Here is a 15,477-nt window from a genome sequence, read left to right on the forward strand (position 1 = left end):
GGCCGCTCATTCCGGAGAATCACATGAACGCTACGGCACCCGTTGCATTGTCGGTCAAGAACATTCACAAGTCGTTCGGCGACCACCACGTCCTCAAGGGCATCTCGCTCGACGCGCACCAGGGCGACGTGATCTCGATCCTCGGCGCGAGCGGTTCGGGCAAGAGCACTTTCCTGCGCTGCCTGAACCTGCTGGAAACGCCCGATGACGGTTCGGTCGCGCTGGCCGGCGAAGAACTCAAGATGAAGCGCCGCGGCGACGGCAAGATGCAGCCGAGCGACCGCCGCCAGGTGGACCGCATCCGCTCGCAACTCGGCATGGTGTTTCAGAACTTCAACCTGTGGTCGCATATGACGGTGCTCGAGAACCTGATCGAAGGTCCGATGCGCGTGCAAAAACGCAGCCGCGCCGAGGCCGTCGAAGAAGCCGAAGCGCTGCTCGCCAAGGTCGGTCTCGCGGAAAAGCGCGGCCACTATCCGGCGCATCTGTCGGGCGGCCAGCAGCAGCGCGTGGCGATTGCGCGGGCGCTGGCGATGCATCCGAAGGTCATGCTGTTCGACGAGCCGACTTCGGCGCTCGACCCGGAACTGGTCGGCGAAGTCTTGCGCGTGATGCGCTCGCTGGCGGAAGAAGGCCGCACCATGCTGGTCGTCACGCACGAAATGGGCTTTGCGCGCCATGTGTCGAACCGCGTGATGTTCCTGCATCAAGGCGAGGTCGAAGCGGACGGTACGCCCGACGAGGTGTTCGGCGAACTCAAGTCCGAGCGTTTCAAGCAATTCGTCTCGAGCCACCACCACCGTACTGCGAACTGAGTATCGTCATCATGGCTGTCATTCGTTCCGATCGTCCTCTCGACTGGCGTCAGGTTGCGGCCGTGGCCGCAGGCGAGCCGCTCGAGCTTTCCGCCGATGCGCGGGCGCGCATTGCGGCGGCGCATGTCCTCGTCGAACAGATCGTCGAGCGCGGTATTCGCGCCTATGGCGTGAATACCGGCGTGGGCGCCTTGTGCGATGTGATCGTGTCGCCGTCCGAGCAGCGCACGCTGTCGCGCAATATCCTGATGAGCCATGCGGTGGGCGTCGGCACGCCGCTCGGCGTCGCCGAAACGCGCGCCATCATGGCCGCGGCGCTCAACAATTTCGCCCACGGGCATTCGGGCATCCGGCTCGCGGTCGCCGAGCAGCTGGTGGCGCTGCTCGATGCCGATTGTCTGCCCGAAGTGCCGGCGTTCGGCTCGGTCGGCTATCTGAGCCATATGGCGCATATCGCGCTGGTGTGCATCGGCGAGGGCCATGCGCGCTATCGCGGCGAGCGCTTGAGCGGCCGCGAGGCCCTGCAGCGGCTCGGGCTCGAGCCGCTGGTGCTCGATGCCAAGGAGGGCCTTAGCCTCGTCAACGGCACGCCGTGCGTGACGGGACTCGCGGCGCTGGCGCTGGCGCGCGCCGCGCGGTTGCTCGACTGGACCGACGCGGTGGCGGCCATGAGCTTCGAGAACCTGCGCGGCCAACTGGCGGCGTTCGACGCCGAATCGCTGGCGTTGCGGATCTCGCCGGGACTGAACGTGGTGGGCGAAAGAATGCGCGGCGCGCTTGCCGAGAGCGGCATCCTGGCCGCGGCGGTGGGCCGTCGTACGCAAGACCCGCTGAGCATGCGGACCATCCCGCACGTGCACGGCGCGGCGCGCGACGTGCTGAGCGCGACGGCGGAAGTCGTCAATCGCGAACTGGCGTCGATCACCGACAATCCGATCGTCGCCGGTACGCCCGAAGCGCCGCGCGTCTATTCGCAGGCGCATGCGGTGGGCGCCTCGATCGCGCTGGCGATGGACAGCCTCGCCACGGCGATTGCCCAGGTGGCGGCGATGGCCGAGCGCCGCCTCGACCGCCTCGTCAATCCGCTCGTCAGCGGCCTGCCGGCGTTTCTCGCCGAGCCGGGCGGCACCTGTTCGGGCTTCATGATTGCGCAGTACACCGCGGCCTCGCTCGTCGCGCAAAACCGCCGCCTCGCGATGCCCGCGAGTCTGGACGGCGGCATCACCTCCGGCCTGCAGGAAGACCATCTGTGTCACGCGACGCCGGCGGCGCTCAAGGCGCTGGAAATCGTCGACAACGCCGGACGCATCGTGGCAATCGAATTGCTCGCGGCATCCCAGGCCTATGATCTGCAGACGCTCGATGCAGCGCGCGCACCGTACACCGATTCGCTCTGGCGCGGCGTGCGCAGTCTCGTGCCGACGTATCGCGACGACCGGCCGCTCGCCGAGGACATGGCGCTCGCGTTCCGTATGATTGCGGACACCGAGCCGCCGCCGCTGCCGAACCCGGGTAAGATGCGGCCAGCCGCCGCCGGCGTAGTCGGGCACACCGGTTATGCAACGGCCGGCGAAGCGAACCCAACGGCTGCCCATTTGCCTGACGCCGCCGGGCGCGATCTGCAATCGGCGGCATGAACGGGGCGAGCGCCCCACGAGCCGGTGTGGCCGGCCTACCTGCCGGCGCATTGGCGTATTGCGTACCACCCACGAGGTCGACGTGAATATGACTCTAAATAACGCGCCATCCGACACCACCCAGCTCCGCCCGGGCAATGCCAGCGAGGCGCCTGTCAAAGCCACGCCGGCCTACGAGCAGATCAAGCGCTATGTCGTGAAGCGGATCTCGGAAGGCGACTGGAAGCCGGGCGGCCTGATTCCATCGGAAACCGAACTGGTCAAGGAATTCGGCGTGGCGCGCATGACGGTGTCGCGCGCGCTGCGCGAGCTGACCGCCGAACGCGTGTTGACGCGCGTGCAGGGCTCGGGCACTTTCGTCGCGCCGCAGCGCTATGAATCGACGGTTCTCGAGATTCGCAACATCGCCGACGAGATCGCCGCGCGCGGCCATCGGCACATGGCGCACGTGCTGGCGCTCGAACCGAGCGACGATGCACAGGCGCTCGATGCGCTCGGCCTGTCCGCCGGCCCCGCGTTTCATTCGCGCATCGTGCATAGCGAAGAGGGCGAGCCGATCCAGTACGAAGACCGCTACGTCAATCCCAAGGTGTTCCCCGAGTATCTGCGGCAGGACTTCACGCTCGAAACGCCGAATCACTACATGGTGCGGCTCGCGCCGATCCAGCGCGCCGAGTTTCGCATCTACGCGCAAAAGCCCGACGCGCATGTACGCCGGCACCTGCTGATGGAGATTGGCGAGCCGTGCCTGCTGTTGTGGCGCCGCACGTGGGTCGGCGAAGCGGTGGCGACGTCGGTGCAACTGTGGCATCCGGCCTCGCGCTTTCATCTGGCGGGCAACGTCTGATACGGGCGCCGCGCCAGCGGCTCTGCTCAGCCCTGGCGCTGCGAGAGGTCCGGCGCGAACCGGCAGCCCAGCCGGTAGCGCGAACCCGGATGCACGAAGCGGGCGAACGTCACCGCCACGCCGCTCGTCCATGTGCGCCGCACCAGCGTCAGGCACGGCTCCTCTGCGCGGATTTCGAGTAACCCGGCTTCGTCGCGAGTAGGCAGGCCCGCGTCGACGACATGTTCGACGTCGTGCACGGGCACGACGTTGTAGAGATACTCGGACGGCCGGATCGCCGCGAAGTCCTGCAGCAAGAATTCCGGCGCCGTGGCTGGATTGACGTAACGGTCTTCGAGTTGCACAGGCAGGCCGTTTTCGCGGTGGACACAGATCACGTGAAACACCGAGGTGCCCGGCGCCAGGCCCAATGCGTTCGACACCAGAACCGGTGCGGTCTCCCGTTGCTTGAGCAGCGTTGCGTAGCTGTACTCATGACCGCGCGAGCGGATCTCGTCGCCGATGTGGGCGATCATCAGCAAGGTGGATTGCGGTTTCGCCTCCGCCACGAAGGTGCCCACACCCGAGACGCGCGTGACGAGCCCTTCCTCGGCGAGTTCGCGCAAGGCACGGTTGACGGTCATGCGCGACACGCCTAACGCTGCGACAAGGTCCAGTTCCGACGGGATGCGGTCGCCCGGCTGCCGCGCGCCCGAGTCGATGGTGCGGCGGATGTGGCTCTTGACCTGTTCGTAGCGCGCGGTGTTCATGGCGAACCCGGCTCATCGGCGCCTTGCGTCCAGAAGGCGTTGCGGTCGAAGTAATTCTGCAGGAACTGGCGCAGGCGCGGCTGCCCGGCATCGTGAAAGACTTCGCGCGGCTTGCCTGCCACCGCAATGCGGCCTTGATCGATAAACACCACCTTGTCCGCAACCTGCGCGGCAAAGCCCATTTCGTGCGTGACGACCGCCATGGTCATGCCGTCGCGGGCGAGTTGCTTCATCACCTGCAGCACCTCGCCGACCAGTTCGGGATCGAGCGCCGAGGTGGGTTCGTCGAACAGCATGATGTGCGGTTCCATGGCCAGCGCTCGCGCAATCGCCACGCGTTGCTGCTGGCCGCCGGAGAGCTTGGCCGGATACGCGTCCGCCTTGTGCGCGAGCCCCACGGTCTCCAGCATCGCATGGGCGCGGCGCCGTGCGTCGTCGCGCGGCAGATGGCGCACGCGCAGAAGCGCTTCCATCACATTGCCGAGTGCCGTCATATGCGGCCACAGGTTGAACTGCTGGAACACCATGCCGACGTTGCGCCGCACGCGGTTGATCTCGCCTTGCGAGGCCCGCATGCGTTTGCCGTTGCGCTCGGTGTAGCCGAGCAGTTCGCCTTCGATCCGCACATCGCCCTGATCGTAGGTTTCGAGCGCGGCGAGACAGCGCAGCAAGGTGCTCTTGCCGGACCCCGACGGGCCGATGATGCAAACCACTTCGGATCTGGCGATCTCCAGATCGATGCCGCGCAGCACGTCGACTTCGCCGAAGCGCTTGCGCAGGTCGCGTACTTCGATCAGCGGCGAGCGGCTGGCTTGTGCGGCGGTCGTGGTGGCGGTGGGTTCGGAGGTGGGCATATCGGCAAGGGCATTCATCGATCAATCCGGAGTTCGTTCATGCCATGAACCGCGCAATGCGGGCTTCCGCCCACATGCCGGCACGCGAGGTGAGTTCGACGAGCGCGAGGTAACACACGCAGAGCGCGAGCAAGGTTTCGACGAAAGCGAAGGTGGCCGAGCCGATGCCGGTCAGAACGAAGGTCAGTTCAGGCACGGTGACGATCGACAGCACGGCAGTCTCCTTGCTGAGCACGATGATCAGATTGGTGAGCGCCGGGACGATCAGCACCAGCATCTGCGGCACCTGAATACGCAGCACCGCTTGCCAGCGCGACAGGCCGAGGCACGACGCTGCTTCGAGATGGCCGGGCGGCACCGACTGGAAGCCCGAGCGGAACGCCTCGGCAAAATACGCGCTGCCGTACAGGCCGAGACCGAGGACACCGGCGGTCATCGGTTCGAGTGTGAGGCCGATGGACGGACCGCCGTAGTAGAGCAGAAAGAGTTGCACCAGAAACGGCGTGCCGCGGAACAGTTCGATATAGAAGCGCAAGAACCCGCGCACCCAGCGTCCGCAGAAGAGTTGCAGCACGGCAATCAGAAAGCCGATCAGGATGCCGATGGCGACGCCCGCGGCCCACGTGCCGACGGTCGTCGCGAGGCCCGCTGCGATCGGCTGCAGGTTGTGCGTGATGACGGTAGGGTCGAATTGCTGCATGGCTTGGCTCTCAGGCTTGCTGCAAGCGGTGTTCGGCGCCATGCGCGACCAGCGCGAGCGTCCCGCAGATGACGAAGTAGATCAGCCCCGCGGCGAGATATGCCTCAAGCGGACGATAGGTGCTGGCGGCGATGTTCTGCGCGGTGCGGGTCAACTCGGCGACGCCGACCACCGAAATCAGCGACGAGGCCTTGATCAGCAACACCATCTCGTTGACAAGCGACGGCAAGGTCAGTCGGAAGGCCTGCGGCACCTGAATGCGCCGCAGCATGTCGAGCGGCGACATGCCGAGCATGCGCGCGGCTTCGATCTGCCCCGGCGGAATGCTCAGGAAGCCGCCCCGCAAAATTTCGGCGATGTACGAAGCGGAGCAGAGCGACACGGCGCTGATCGCCGCAACGAGCGGCGACACGTTGATGCCGACGAAGGGCAGCAGGTAGTACACCAGCAGCAATTGCACGAGCATCGGCACGCCGCGAAAGAAGAACACATACGCGCCGCCGAACATGCGCGCCGCGCGATGCGCCGACAGCCGCGCCGAACAGACGCCGATCGCGACGAAGAAGCCGATCACGAGCCCGGTGAGCGAAATGCCGACCGTGGCGATGGCCGCGTGCAGCAGCAGCGGCAAACCCTGAAGAAAGACAGGCATGCTGAACATGTGTCGGGCACCCGCTAGAGCAGACCAGCAGGCGCTGCCTGCCTAAGACCATACAGCCGGCAGCGTCCGCTTCAAGGCATCAGTAGATCAGTAGTTCGGCGTGGGCATGGTGGTCGGCGAGTCCATTGCGACGCCGAACCACTTCTTCTGCAAGGCCGCGAGCCGCCCGTCGTCGTGCATCTTGACGAGCGCGGCGTTGAACGCGTCGTCGAGCGACTTGCTGTCCGGGTCCTTGCGCATGCAGTAGGCGAAATACACCTTGGCGCCGAACGGCGGCTGCACCACGGCGAAGGTCTCGGGGCGCTGTTTCGCCACATAGGCGATGTTCGTCATCGAGTTGGCGACGGCGGCAATCCGGCCGGCGGCGAGGTCGGCGTAGGCCTGATTGTTGTCGACATATTCGCGGACTTCAGGCGGCTTCGGCAGCGTCGCGATGTAGGTCTTCAACTGGTCGAGCTGTGCCGAGCCCTTGCCCGCACCGACCGTCTTGCCGGAGATATCCGAGGATTGCTTGAGCGACGTATCGCTTGCGCGTTTGAGCAGCGCGTCGGTGGCGTCCGCGATCGGCAACGTGTACGCGTAGCGCTCCATGCGCGCCTTCGTCACCGTCAGCGGACCGCCGACCATGTCGAACTTGCCGGCTTCGAGACCGGGCAGCACGCTGGGCCAGGGCAGGTCGATAAAGCGGACCTTCACGCCTAGTTCCTTGCCGACCTCGGCAAACAGGTCCTTGTTGAAACCGGCTTGCTGACCGTTCTCGAGGAAGTCGAAAGGCGCGAACTGCATTTCCGTACCGACGACGAGTTCGCCCGCCGCCTTGACCTTGGCCAGTTGATCCGCGTGCGCGGCGGCACTCGCGGCGCACAACGCTAACACCATGAAACGACACTTCCAGCCTGCAAGGATGCTCATGAGAATCTCCGGTTGGCAAAGCGGTGTCGCGCCAGATGCGGTGTGGCGGCGCGCGGTATGCGGGGCAGTATATACCGCAGTTTTCGCGCGAAATAAATAATCCTGTTGTGCGCTGCGAAGAGGCACGTACGACGCTTGCAGCAAAGTGAAGACGCTGCTTGCGAAGGCGCTTTTGGCGGTATATACAACTGGGACAACGTGGGCGACGGCGTCGATTGGCAAGGGGTTCGAAGTATCGACGACGCGCTTGTTTGTCAGCTTGGTCAGCTTGATTTGTCAGCTTATTCGGCGGCTCAAAGGCCATTCAGATCCGCCTCGTCTTTCGGGAGCTTTGCGATGCCGCCTGTCACCCGCATTCCGATCATCGACCTTGCCGGCGTGCGCGCCGGCGAGCCCGGCGCCATGCAGCGTGTCGGTCGTGAAATTCACGACGCGTGCACGACGATCGGGTTTTTCTACATCGTCAATCACGGTGTGCCGCAGTCGGCCATCGATGCGGCCGAACACGCGGCGCGCACGTTCTTCGCGTTTCCGGTGGAAACCAAACGGCGTGCCGCGGTGAATCAGCGGCATCGCGGCTTCAATGCGCTCGGCGATGCGACGATGTATCAGGCCAAACGCCCGGACTACAAGGAGTTTTTTAGCATCGGGCTGGAGTTGCCGGAAGACGATCCCGATGTGCTCGCAGGCCAGGCGCTGCGCGGGCCGAACAACTGGCCTGACTTCATGCCCGAGTTGCGCCCGGCGCTCTACGGCTATTACGAAGCGGTGGCGCAGTGCGGCGCCGGCCTGTTGCGCGCGGTGGCGGTGAGCCTCGGCGTCGACGAGCAGTTTTTTGCGCCGCGCTATACCAAGCGCATGCAGCGCACGCAGATGGTGTACTACCCGCCGCAGCCGCCGCAATCGGATGCCGACCAGTTCGGCGTGGCGCCGCATACCGACTACGGTTGCATCACCTTGCTGTGGCAGGACCAGGTAGGCGGCTTGCAGGTGCGCGAGATTGCCAACAATACCTGGGTCGATGCGCCGCCCATTCCAGGCAGCTTCGTCGTCAACGTCGGCGATCTGCTCGCGCGCTGGACCAACGACCGCTTTCGCTCGACGCTGCATCGTGTGATCAACGCGTCCGGACGCGAGCGCTATTCGATCGCCACGTTTTACGATCCGACTTACGGCGCCTCGGTCGATCCGCGCGAGCTCGGCACCAGCGAAGCCGACCTCAAATATCAACCGGTCGCGGCAGGCGACTATATTCTCGGGCGCATCAACGACTCGATGGGTTATCGAAAGAAGCAGGCCGCACAGGGGACGACAGCATGACGAATGAGGACAGCGCCGCGCTTTCCACCACGCTCGCCTCGCTGCGCGAGGCGTTGGGGGATGACGCGGTACGCGTCGGCGCGCAGATCGGCGAACGCTCGATGACCGACTGGACGCGTCACGAGCCGACGCGTGCTGCGGCGTTGCTGTTGCCGCGTACGACAGAACAGGTGGCGCAGGCGCTGGCGATTTGCCACGCGGCGCATCAAACGGTAGTGCCGCAGGGCGGCATGACGGGCCTCGCCGGCGGTGCGATTCCGCGCGCCGTGGATATCGCGTTGTCGCTCGAGCGGCTCGCGGGCATCGAAGAAATCGATCCAGCTTCGGCAACCATGACCGTGCGGGCGGGCACCACCCTGCAGGCGGCGCAGGAGGCGGCAACGCAAGCGGGTTTCGAACTTGCGCTCGACCTCGGCGCGCGCGGGTCGTGCCAGATTGGCGGCAATCTCGCCACCAATGCGGGCGGCAATCGTGTGATCCAGTCCGGCACCGCACGCGATCAGGTGCTCGGGCTGGAAGTGGTGCTGGCGAGCGGCGCAGTCCTGAGTTCGCTCGGCAAGATGGTGAAGAACAATACCGGCTATGACCTGAAGCACTGGTTCATCGGATCGGAGGGCACGCTCGGCGTGATTACCCGCGCGGTATTGCGCCTGCATCCGCGGCGCGCGGCGCGGCATACGGTGCTGGTCGCGCTGGATGATTACGATGCGGCGGTGAGGTTGCTGCGGCGCTTGTCGACGCGGTTTGGCAACGACATCGGTGCGTTCGAAATCATGTGGCCGGACTTCTACGATTTCGGCGTTGCCTTGACCGGTATGCGCTCGCCGTTTGGCGAAGCGCATCCGCTGTATGCGCTGATTGAACATGCGAGCTTCGATGCGGCCGATGATGGCGAGCGCTTTGCCGCGGCGCTGAATGAGGCACTGGACGCGCACGCCATTCGCGATGCCGTGATTGCGCAATCGATGGCCGATGCGCGCGCCTTATGGGCAGTGCGGGAATGCACGGCGGAGTTTCCGGTGAAGATGGATCCGATCAACTTCGACGTCAGTCTGCCGATCGGCGAGATCGGTGTTTTTGTCGATCGCTGCCGTGCGGCGCTGGATCGTCAGTGGCCGGGAAATCGGTCGTACTTCTTCGGGCACATTGGCGACTCTAACTTGCATCTCACCGTGGATGGGCATTCGGTGCCCGGGGTTGCGCATCATGCGGTGTATGCGTTTGTTTATGACATGCTTGGGCCGTTGCATGGGTCGGTGTCGGCGGAGCATGGGATCGGCTCGCTGAAGCGCGAGTTCTTGCCGGTCTCGCGCTCGCGTGAGGAACTGGCCGCGATGGCGGCGATCAAGCAGGCGCTGGATCCGCGTGGGATTTTGAATCCGGGGAAAGTGTTATGAGGGCGACTGGGCCAAACGGGGCGCCCAGCGTCCGCAGCGCGGGCGGAACGCTGTCCCGCCCGACAGCGTCTCAATACGCGGCATGCTCCAGCAACTCATTCGCATAGCGCCGATAAAGCCACGACAGCGCCGAGGCCGCGAGTACGATAAACCCGGTATTGACGAACGCCAGTCCGATCGCAAACACGGTGGACGCGCCCTGCAAACTGGTCAGCAGCATCCTCGGGCCGAGTACCTCGAGCAGGATGATCCAGACGATCAGCAGCGGCAAATACGAAACGAATACGACGCCGAAGATGCTCCAGAAATGCCCCCGGCTGTCCTTCCACGCCGCGCGCAGCGTCAGCGCGCCACCGAGCGAGACGGCGGGATAGAGCAGACTGAGGCGGACCATCGCGAACATGTACGCCAGCATGACGACGGCGCCGACCAGCACGATACCGCCCGAACGTATTTCGCGTACCAGCAGGACCAGCGCGATGGAGAGCACGACGATACCCAGCGTCAGACCCACCGAGATCAACGCAAAGCGCCCAAGGGGTTTGCCGCCCAATGGCAGCAGAGGCTGGGTGCCTTCGCCGAGCAGCACGAAACGGTGGACCTTGATGGTCAGGCAGCAGTAGATGACGAGTTGCAGGATCGAGAAAGCCATGCTGCCGAGTGCATGACTGGCTCTTGCCGCGGCGTCGAGTTCGGCGCCGCCGGACGGAACGTACTGAAAGGAACCGGAAAGCAGCGTTAGACAGGCAATCACGGCAAACACCCCGAGGAACCATCCCGGCATCTGAACGATGGCTTGCCACGTGCTGATCCAGCTATTCCTGACGCAGGTACCGAAGGTCAATTGTTCCATTGGGTGATTGGCGTGGCTTTATTGGTGTATTGGATTGATGCGGGTTAGATACATCCGCACTCGCGCGCCCCGGTGCGCCGAATGGTTCGGATCATAAAACAATTTGCCCGCGCGGTCTGCAATCCCTCCGCCTCATCCACGAACGACTCAACCTGACGGCACACGCCTCAATGCGCATCCAGATATCGCACGATCAGCGGAAAAACATCCACCGCCGCATTCTTGCCGAAGATGCAGTCGAGATGCCCATAGCCCGGGATCAGATGCCGCTCGTATTGCTGTGCGCCGAAGCGACTCACCAGCAAGTCATAGGTCTTCGCCGTGCTGATCGGCAGGTAGCAGCGGTTCTCGGTGCCGTGAATGAAACCGATGGGCAAGTTCATGCCCTCGATGTTGTGCAGATAGACGTCCATGCCGTCCGCGTCCACCACGTGTCCCGCGCGCACCATCGCCGCGAGTTGAACGAATAGCTCGACGTTGTGCACGCCGAACAATTCCTGCAGATTGGCATGCAATTGTTCGCCGAGCTGCGCATGCTCGTAGACCAGACCGTAGAGGAAGGTCGCGCGATGACACAGCGCGTTGCCGCAGCCTTCATAGTGCCCGACCGGATACACCCGCAGCGCCTCGTCGAGCAGATTGTCCGGCCAGTTGCCGGCGCGTGTCAGGACCGTGAGATCGCGTACGCCGAGATGCTCGAGAATCTCCGGCATATGCAGGCCCGCCTTGATGCGTTGCATTGCGCCGGGAATCGGATGCGCGGACACCTGCGACAGCAGCGCCGAGCGCACGCCAGTGAGTCCCGACAGCAGGGACATCGAGAAAGCCACGGCGCCGAAGCAGTGCGCGACCACCTGAATCTGCGCTGCGCCCGTTAGCTGCCTGACCTTCGCCACTGCGGCCGGAATGTCCTCGCGGGCAATCGCATCCGCGGTGGTGGGCTCGAGCGCGCTCGGCAGTTCGATGCTCACGCGCAGGTCGACGAGCCACACGTCGTAGCCGGCCGCGCACATGAATTCGACGAGGTTGGTCTCGACCAGGTCCGTCGCAAAGATCCGGCTCGACACGCCGGAACCGTGAATCAGCAGCACAGGTCCTTTATCGCCCGCGTGGTAGCGCGTCAGTTTCAGTGTCTTGCTGGGCGGCTCAGGCGTGTTGAACCACGTCAGCTCCGGCGCGGGTGCGCGCAATGCACGCTTCAGACGCGGCGCCGCGGCGTCGGTGCTGAGGAACTGCAACGGCGCCGCGACGCCGCCATATTCCGTGAACAGCACCCCGCCGAAGAACTTGCCGAACTTCAGCGTCCAGTCGAGCCGCGTCTCGAGATCCGGCGTGTTCGTCACTTCGATGGTGCGCATCTGCCTGAGGAAGTTCTCGGGCGTGATGATGAGCGTCGCCTTGCCGATCACGGGCGCATCCGCCGCCTCGGAGGTGCGGATCTGCGCATATAGCGTATTGGTCTGCGGCCACAGTTCGAGCAGCGACGAGCGGGTGATGATCTTCTGGCCGAACAGGTAATAGCGCGTGCCTTCCACCGATTCGAGCGTCATGTGGTAATTCATGTCGCGCCGGTCGACCTCGGTTTCGTCGACGACGAACAGATTGAAGAGGCCGTCGGCAATCGTCATCGGCTGTGCCGACAAGGCCGGACACGTCAGCGTGCCCACGGTGCGCGCGGCGTGCTGCGGACTGCTGAGCATCTCGGCGAGATCGTCGGATTCGACGGTGAGCGTGAAGCTCATCGGGCTGGTGTCGGGCGCAGGCGCGTCGTCCGGGCCGTCTGCCGGCGCGCCGGGTGCATAGCTGCCGACCATGGTTTCGGTGAAGCGCAGGCCGATCTTCTGCGGCGGCGGCGGGGCGACGTCGCCTGGCGACGTGTAGTCGATAGGCCAGCCGTGCGCCGCGGCGAGTTGCGCGCAGTTGCGCTCGGCCAGCGCCGAGATGGTCAGGAGCGGATTCACGCCGAGCGAGAGCGGCACCACCGCGCCGTCCATCACGTACAGGCCGGGGTGTACGTCGGTGCCCGTCGCGGCGGAAAACACGCGGCCCGCCTGATCGACGACGCCATTTTCCGCCGCCTCCGCCATTCCGCAACCGCCTAGCGGATGGACCGTCACCAGGCCATCGCCGAGCAGCCTCGCGGAAATCGGATCGCGCACGTACTCGCCGCCTAACGCCACGGTGGCCGCCTCGAGGGTCTTTTCGATGGTGGCGTAGATGGGCTGCTTGCCGGCGTTGGGCCAGCGGATGCGCGGCCGGCCCTGTTCGACGACAATCTGCCCGCTGTCGTCGTCGTGCGCCATCACGAGGTAGGTCTGCGTGTGATTCATGGCGCCGTGATAGGGGCCGCGCAGCAGGCTTTCGACGACACGGGCGTCGGCGTCCAGTGAGCCGCTCCGCGACGCCAGCTCGGGCACCTTCACGCCCTCGGCCGGTGCGGCGAGGCCCAGCACGCCCATCATCGCGAGCCCGACCGGTCCGGCGAGCGAGCCTTCCTCGATCACGAAGCCGTCCGTCACGTTGGGTGTGTTGCGGTGATCGATCAGGCCGGTGATCGTCGGCCCCACCGGCGGAATTTCTCCCTCCTTGTGCGCGCCCCAGCCGATGCCGTTGATCGGCACTTCGGTGTTGTACGCGAATGAGAGCACGTCGCCGTTGCCGGTGAAGTGCTGGCCGAGCTGGCTGGACACCGGCAGTCCCGCCTCGCGCGAGCGCAACAGGATGGCGGTCGAGCCGAGCGTGCCCGCGGACAGGATCACGATGTCCGCGCTGATGGCAAGCTCCGGCGCGTCATAGATTTCGCGCCCAAGGCCCACCAGTTGATAGCGCACGCGCCATTGTCGGGTGGCCTCGTCGCGTACGACGGAATGCACCGCCACGCCCGTGAAAATCTGCGCGCCGTGCGCGACGGCGTCGGGCAGATAGTTCATGTGGGTGGAATTCTTCGCCTCGTGGTTGCAGCCGGCGTTGCAATCTCCGCAGCCGACACAGCGCTTCTGCTCGACCCCCGCCGCGTTCTTGCCGTCCTGGAAGGTGACCGTAATGGGCGGCCGCGAGAAACGGCCCTCCATGCCGAGCACCTGCGCCGAACGGGCGAGCGCATTGAGCTTGGGCAGGGAAGGGAAGTCGGCCGGCACGGGCGAGGGCTGCAGCATGGCCTCGGCGCGCGCATAGCCGGCGGCGAGTCCCGCCTGGTCGGCGCGCACGGCGGCAGGCCAGCGCGGGTCTTGCCACAGGCGCGGATCGGGCCGCAGCGCCACGTTGGCATTGATCAGCGAGGTGCCGCCCAGGCCGCAGCCGACCACCGCGTTGACGTCGGGATTGACGTGCACTTCCAGCAGCGCGAGCGGCGAGCCGATCTGCGCGAGCCCGGTGTTGTACTGCACCTGGCCGGCGCCCTCGAGCGGCGTGGCAGGAAACTCACCCGCCATGAATTCGCGGCCGCGCTCCAGCAGGCACACGTTGCGCCCCGCGCGTGCCATCCGGCTCGCCGCAATGGCGCCCCCGTAGCCCGACCCGACAATCACGATTTCGTAGTGCGGCTGCAGCGCTTCGATGGCGCTGGATAAGCGGTTCATCATGACCACCTCGTGACACAACGGTGATTCAGGGTGGGGGAGCCCTGACTGGTGAGGATGCCTGAGCGCTGCGCGGCTTTCTTATCGTAGGCGGTGACCGGCTGCAAACAAAGCAACATCGCGCGGCACGCGGCGGCGGTTCGATACCGGTACGCCGCCCTGCGAGCGTGGTGCCGTGCTATTAGGCGGCCACTTCATTCAGTTCGCTGTCGCTCGATTCGGCGGCGAGCAGGTTCAGCGCGATCAGAATGGCTGCGCGGTTTTCGGCTTCGATCTCGATGCCGAGTACGTCGATCAGCCAGCGGCCGATCTTCGTATTGGAAAAATCGCCGGCGTCGCCCGTCTTTTTCATGGTGACGCCGAGTTTGACGGCGCGATAGTGATACGAGGGCACGCGATGCTGTGCAGCCACCGCCGACAGTCCACCTTTGCATTCCGAGCACCAGCCGAGGCTGCCGGCCAGCACGATCCGCTCCGGCTCGTCGAGGCCGCCGATAAAGGTGCGCGCGGCAAGGCGCACGCGCGCTTCGTCGAGGCCGTACTGCAGCAGGACGCTTTCGACGGGGTCTTCGAGCGCATGGGCGTGCAGGTCGATTTCCTGTTCCATGCCTTCGTTTTCCATCGACACGTTGCGCTGATGGCAGGCGCTGCGCAGGCAGTCGATCAGATAGCGCCGGAAATACGCACAGAGGGCATAGCCGTTGGACGGCGCGCTTTCGGGGCAGGCGTGGGTGTCGGAATGGCCGGGGGTGAGGCGCAGCACCCGGGAGAAGATGAACTGCGCGACCAGTTCTTCCTTATCCTCGCCGAGCGCCTGCAATTCGAGCGGATGGTAGGTGCGCAGCGCCCGCTTGACCAGATCGACCATCGACACCATTTCGTCGCCGGACAGGTGGGTACGACGACGCCACAGGTCGGGCAGGATCGCATTGTCCAGGTTGCGGACGAACTCGCGGCTCGGTACAGCGCCCATGAAAGCCTCCGTCGAAGGATGGGGCAAGGCGCGCGGCGGACCCCGCAAAGGGGGCGGCGAAGGCCGTCTGGGAAGACTTTCGGCCGCGCTGGAAAGTGACTTCAGTATGGTTTTTGCGCGCGCTTTCGCCTATATGGATTAAGTGATAGCTGACAGGTAAACTGCCGGGTAAACCAAACGC

General features: G+C 65.0%; 14 protein-coding genes. 6 read left to right on the forward strand and 8 right to left on the reverse strand.

The features are described 5' to 3' along the window. Positions 1 to 23: 23 nt before the first annotated feature. The 3 genes from P3T42_RS16140 (at position 24) to hutC (P3T42_RS16150) (ending at position 3,299) form a co-directional block, all read left to right on the forward strand. Entirely contained in the window at positions 24 to 815 is a 792-nt protein-coding gene (locus tag P3T42_RS16140; protein WP_074297371.1) for an ABC transporter ATP-binding protein, read from the forward strand. An 11-nt stretch (positions 816 to 826) separates the two neighbouring features. Further along, the gene (locus P3T42_RS16145; RefSeq protein ID WP_429306597.1) at positions 827 to 2,452 is read left to right on the forward strand and encodes an aromatic amino acid ammonia-lyase; all 1,626 of its coding nucleotides are present in this window, start codon (positions 827 to 829) and stop codon (positions 2,450 to 2,452) included. 88 nt (positions 2,453 to 2,540) lie between these two features. Next, on the forward strand, positions 2,541 to 3,299 hold the full coding sequence (hutC, locus tag P3T42_RS16150; protein WP_074295783.1) for a histidine utilization repressor: 759 nt from the start codon (positions 2,541 to 2,543) through the stop codon (positions 3,297 to 3,299). Positions 3,300 to 3,325: 26 nt separating this feature from the next. Here hutC (P3T42_RS16150) and hutC (P3T42_RS16155) read toward each other — a convergent pair whose 3' ends face one another. The 5 genes from hutC (P3T42_RS16155) to P3T42_RS16175 form a co-directional block, all read right to left on the reverse strand. Then, positions 3,326 to 4,048 (reverse strand): histidine utilization repressor, encoded by a 723-nt coding sequence (gene hutC / locus P3T42_RS16155; protein ID WP_074295782.1) that lies wholly within the window; start codon positions 4,046 to 4,048, stop codon positions 3,326 to 3,328. Beyond that, positions 4,045 to 4,920, reverse strand: a complete 876-nt coding sequence (locus P3T42_RS16160) for an amino acid ABC transporter ATP-binding protein (RefSeq protein WP_429306598.1) — start codon at positions 4,918 to 4,920, stop codon at positions 4,045 to 4,047. Before P3T42_RS16160 ends, hutC (P3T42_RS16155) begins: the two co-directional genes overlap by 4 nt. Before the next feature lie 19 nt (positions 4,921 to 4,939). Beyond that, complete coding sequence (locus P3T42_RS16165) at positions 4,940 to 5,602, reverse strand: amino acid ABC transporter permease (protein WP_074295780.1); 663 nt, start codon at positions 5,600 to 5,602, stop codon at positions 4,940 to 4,942. 10 nt (positions 5,603 to 5,612) lie between these two features. Then, positions 5,613 to 6,263, reverse strand: a complete 651-nt coding sequence (locus P3T42_RS16170; protein WP_074295779.1) for an amino acid ABC transporter permease — start codon at positions 6,261 to 6,263, stop codon at positions 5,613 to 5,615. A gap of 87 nt (positions 6,264 to 6,350) precedes the next feature. Then, a complete protein-coding gene (locus P3T42_RS16175) occupies positions 6,351 to 7,175 on the reverse strand; it encodes a transporter substrate-binding domain-containing protein (protein ID WP_429306599.1) in 825 nt (274 codons plus the stop codon). Positions 7,176 to 7,511: 336 nt separating this feature from the next. On the opposite strand from P3T42_RS16175, the gene P3T42_RS16180 reads away from it, so the two are divergent. Continuing rightward, the gene (locus tag P3T42_RS16180) at positions 7,512 to 8,495 is read left to right on the forward strand and encodes an isopenicillin N synthase family dioxygenase (RefSeq protein ID WP_429306600.1); all 984 of its coding nucleotides are present in this window, start codon (positions 7,512 to 7,514) and stop codon (positions 8,493 to 8,495) included. Beyond that, positions 8,492 to 9,892, forward strand: coding sequence for an FAD-binding oxidoreductase (locus tag P3T42_RS16185; RefSeq protein WP_429306601.1), 1,401 nt, complete (start codon positions 8,492 to 8,494; stop codon positions 9,890 to 9,892). Before P3T42_RS16180 ends, P3T42_RS16185 begins: the two co-directional genes overlap by 4 nt. Before the next feature lie 70 nt (positions 9,893 to 9,962). Here the strand turns inward: P3T42_RS16185 and P3T42_RS16190 are convergent, their stop codons facing one another. From P3T42_RS16190 to P3T42_RS16200, 3 genes are all read right to left on the reverse strand, one after another. Then, complete coding sequence (locus P3T42_RS16190) at positions 9,963 to 10,745, reverse strand: hypothetical protein (protein ID WP_429306602.1); 783 nt, start codon at positions 10,743 to 10,745, stop codon at positions 9,963 to 9,965. Positions 10,746 to 10,912: 167 nt separating this feature from the next. Continuing rightward, complete coding sequence (locus tag P3T42_RS16195) at positions 10,913 to 14,323, reverse strand: GMC family oxidoreductase N-terminal domain-containing protein (RefSeq protein ID WP_429306785.1); 3,411 nt, start codon at positions 14,321 to 14,323, stop codon at positions 10,913 to 10,915. A gap of 181 nt (positions 14,324 to 14,504) precedes the next feature. Then, positions 14,505 to 15,296, reverse strand: a complete 792-nt coding sequence (locus P3T42_RS16200; protein WP_074295774.1) for a hypothetical protein — start codon at positions 15,294 to 15,296, stop codon at positions 14,505 to 14,507. Here P3T42_RS16200 and P3T42_RS16205 point away from each other — a divergent pair. Continuing rightward, positions 15,295 to 15,438 carry a hypothetical protein gene (locus tag P3T42_RS16205; RefSeq protein ID WP_171991628.1) on the forward strand — a complete coding sequence of 48 codons (144 nt, stop codon included), beginning with the start codon at positions 15,295 to 15,297 and terminating at the stop codon, positions 15,436 to 15,438. The two genes, P3T42_RS16200 and P3T42_RS16205, sit on opposite strands and share 2 nt — an antisense overlap. Positions 15,439 to 15,477 lie beyond the last annotated feature (39 nt).

The sequence above is a fragment of the Paraburkholderia sp. GAS38 genome (genome assembly GCF_050434965.1).
Lineage (GTDB): Bacteria > Pseudomonadota > Gammaproteobacteria > Burkholderiales > Burkholderiaceae > Paraburkholderia > Paraburkholderia phenazinium_A.

Bases quoted from the DNA above. Each gene is read 5' to 3' on its own strand.
- P3T42_RS16140 (WP_074297371.1), top strand. From the start codon at position 24: ATGAACGCTACGGCACCCGTTGCATTGTCGGTCAAGAACATTCACAAG.
- P3T42_RS16145 (WP_429306597.1), top strand. From the start codon at position 827: ATGGCTGTCATTCGTTCCGATCGTCCTCTCGACTGGCGTCAGGTTGCG.
- hutC (WP_074295783.1), top strand. From the start codon at position 2,541: ATGACTCTAAATAACGCGCCATCCGACACCACCCAGCTCCGCCCGGGC.
- hutC (WP_074295782.1), bottom strand. From the start codon at position 4,048: ATGAACACCGCGCGCTACGAACAGGTCAAGAGCCACATCCGCCGCACC.
- P3T42_RS16160 (WP_429306598.1), bottom strand. From the start codon at position 4,920: ATGAATGCCCTTGCCGATATGCCCACCTCCGAACCCACCGCCACCACG.
- P3T42_RS16165 (WP_074295780.1), bottom strand. From the start codon at position 5,602: ATGCAGCAATTCGACCCTACCGTCATCACGCACAACCTGCAGCCGATC.
- P3T42_RS16170 (WP_074295779.1), bottom strand. From the start codon at position 6,263: ATGTTCAGCATGCCTGTCTTTCTTCAGGGTTTGCCGCTGCTGCTGCAC.
- P3T42_RS16175 (WP_429306599.1), bottom strand. From the start codon at position 7,175: ATGAGCATCCTTGCAGGCTGGAAGTGTCGTTTCATGGTGTTAGCGTTG.
- P3T42_RS16180 (WP_429306600.1), top strand. From the start codon at position 7,512: ATGCCGCCTGTCACCCGCATTCCGATCATCGACCTTGCCGGCGTGCGC.
- P3T42_RS16185 (WP_429306601.1), top strand. From the start codon at position 8,492: ATGACGAATGAGGACAGCGCCGCGCTTTCCACCACGCTCGCCTCGCTG.
- P3T42_RS16190 (WP_429306602.1), bottom strand. From the start codon at position 10,745: ATGGAACAATTGACCTTCGGTACCTGCGTCAGGAATAGCTGGATCAGC.
- P3T42_RS16195 (WP_429306785.1), bottom strand. From the start codon at position 14,323: ATGAACCGCTTATCCAGCGCCATCGAAGCGCTGCAGCCGCACTACGAA.
- P3T42_RS16205 (WP_171991628.1), top strand. From the start codon at position 15,295: ATGAAAGCCTCCGTCGAAGGATGGGGCAAGGCGCGCGGCGGACCCCGC.
- P3T42_RS16200 (WP_074295774.1), bottom strand. From the start codon at position 15,296: ATGGGCGCTGTACCGAGCCGCGAGTTCGTCCGCAACCTGGACAATGCG.